We start from the raw sequence: 2,327 nt of genomic DNA, 5'->3' as shown, positions 1-2,327 counted from the left end.
CGCCATCGCCTCGGCGTACCGCCACGAGGGCCGCGCTTCGGTGGCCCGGCCCTCGAACCAGGAGAAGTCCCACCCGGCGGTGGGAGCGGCCTCGGCCTCGGCCACGAGCGCGTCGAAGCCGCGGGGAGCCGCGCGGGGGGTGGTGTGGGGAGTGCCGGGAGTGCTGGGGTCGGTGGAGCCGTTGGGGTTGGTGCTCATGGGGCAATCCTGGCATTGCGGCTGACTCGGCACATCCGGGTTTTGACCCGTGTCCTGTGACCCGGGGTCTCAGTCCCCCGCCGCGTCCGGGTCTTCCGGTCCCGAGTCGCCCGCGGGGCCCGTCTCGCCTCCGTCCCCCGCTCCGTCCCCGGCGTCCGTGCCCGTGCTTGTCGCTCCGCGCGGGAACGAGACCTCCACCCGGCGGTTCTTCTTGCGGCCCTCCTCGGAGCTGTTGTCCGCGATCGGATAGTCCTCGCTGTAGCCGCGTACGGAGAAGGTGACCTCGGGGCCGAGGTGGCCCGCGAGTTCGTCGTGGACGGCTTCGGCGCGCTGCCGGGAGAGCGTCTTGCCGTGGCTGTAGGAGCCGAGGTTGTCGGTGAACCCGAAGACGCGTACGTCCGTGGCCTTCTGCGCCTCCGCCTCCGCGGCGATCGCCTTGATGCGGGCGGTCGCCTCCGGGTTCAGCCTCGCGCTGTTCTTCGCGAACAGCACCTCTGCCTGGAGCGCGAACTTCACGTCCGTGTTGGTGTCCTCGCGGCGCTCCTCGCCGCCGAGGCCACCTTCGCGGGCGCGAGGGTGGCACCGTCGGCGAGCTTCAGCCCCGGGCTGTTGGAGTCGACTTCGGGGGGCGGGGAGCTGGTCGTACTGCCTGGGGGTGTGCTGGGGTCGCCCTCGTCCGCGGAGGTTGGGGCGGCCCCGAGTGCGAGGACGAGCGCCGCCGCGACGGCAACGGCCCCCCCCCCCCCCCCCCCCCCCCCCCCCCCCCCCCCCCCCCCCCCCCCCCCCCCCCCCCCCCCCCCCCCCCCCCCCCCCCCCCCCCCCTCTATGGGGGCGGGGGGCATGGTCGGCACCTGGAGCTGCACCTTCGCGGTCCCCTCCGGCGGCGCCGGGAACTGGGCGAACCAGTCGACCGTCTGCCCCTCATTGACCCCGCCCTCGAACTTGGTGCACAGGCAGCGCCCCCCGGTGTCCCTCAGCACGAGGTACTTCTTCTTGCCCTGCTGGTCGATGACGCTCGCACCGGCCAGGGAGCCGCCGTTCTTCTTCAGTTCGTTCTCGTCGCTGCGCCATTCGCTGCCGACCCAGATACCCGACGTGCCATTGGTGACCTTGCCGTTCACGGTGAGGTATCCGCCCTCGTCGCGAGAGGCCGAGGTGACAGTGAGGGTGATGCCATTGCTCTTCACCTCAGCCAACGCCTGCTGGGCATCGGGAGCCTCGGCACCGTCCTTTCCCTCCTCCTTTTCCTTGCCGGTGGAGGACTTCGACGGGGAATCCTTGTCCGACGTCCCGCCCTCTCCGCCGCCTCCGCAGCCGGAAACCGTGAGGACCAGCCCAGTCGTGATCACCACAGCGGACATTGCCCTGCGGGCCATCATGGTGCGCCGAGTGTTCATGGCTACGGCTTCCTTCTTTCGTCGAACGAGGGTCAGTCGGCCAGGTGGACAGAGAAGAGGACCGAAGCGTCCGGAAGGTCATCTGGGTCGAAGTCAGCCGGATCCATCTCGAACGACTCGCCGCCGTCGCAGTCGAATTCCACGGCCTTCTCGGGATCGGCCGACGGGGCGACATCACAGCGAGGTCTGACGATGGCCTGCGCCTCAGCCTTGGCGTGTTTGGACTCCGTACCCGGGATGATCGAATCGCCCACGGTGTACGTGGTTTCGATCTCCGCTCGGAAACCGGGATAGCCGTTCACCTCGACGGGGCCGAAGCCGACAACAGTGGAGTCGTTCTCCGCGGCCAGCTGGTCCGCCGCACCCCGGGCGCCCCCTCCAGTGAACTGGTCCCCGGCCAGCCAGTCGAGCCAGGCGTCCCCTTTACCGATGGAAAGGGCCAGCCCGTCCATGAGCTCGTCCCGCGCGTTCTGTGCCGCTGCCAGCGCGGCTGCGTCCGCTGCCGACTGGGCACCATTTCTGGCGGAGGCGGCTTGAGCGAAGGCGAAGAAGGCGAGCATGGCGAAGAGCAGAATGCTCGTGATCCAGATGTAGATGGGAAGAGTCATCCCATCATCGCCGTGCCAACGACGACGACGCGGCGTCAGGCTCCGATCACGTCGTTGACGGCATTGCCGATGGCCTGGGAGATCTTGCCGTCGAGACCCAGCTGGTCGATCAACGTATAGATCC

The 2,327-nt window shown here is 69.4% G+C and carries 1 protein-coding gene and 3 pseudogenes; all 4 read right to left on the bottom strand.

Going from position 1 to position 2,327, the window contains the following annotated elements; all coding sequences use genetic code 11:
- Positions 1-198 (bottom strand): annotated as a pseudogene (locus AB8Z36_RS40000) (hypothetical protein); the annotation flags it as partial.
- A 69-nt stretch (positions 199-267) separates the two neighbouring features.
- A pseudogene (locus AB8Z36_RS39995) lies at positions 268-932 on the bottom strand (OmpA family protein); the annotation flags it as partial.
- A gap of 87 nt (positions 933-1,019) precedes the next feature.
- Positions 1,020-1,595, bottom strand: a pseudogene (locus AB8Z36_RS42410) (hypothetical protein); the annotation flags it as partial.
- 32 nt (positions 1,596-1,627) lie between these two features.
- On the bottom strand, positions 1,628-2,203 hold the full coding sequence (locus AB8Z36_RS39990; RefSeq protein ID WP_369218268.1) for a pilus assembly protein TadG-related protein: 576 nt from the start codon (positions 2,201-2,203) through the stop codon (positions 1,628-1,630).
- Positions 2,204-2,327: the final 124 nt, after the last annotated feature.

The organism is Streptomyces flavofungini (assembly GCF_041028215.1).
Lineage (GTDB): Bacteria > Actinomycetota > Actinomycetes > Streptomycetales > Streptomycetaceae > Streptomyces > Streptomyces flavofungini_B.
The sequence above is the reverse complement of the archived record's forward strand: the minus strand, read 5'-3'. Positions and strand labels throughout refer to the sequence as shown.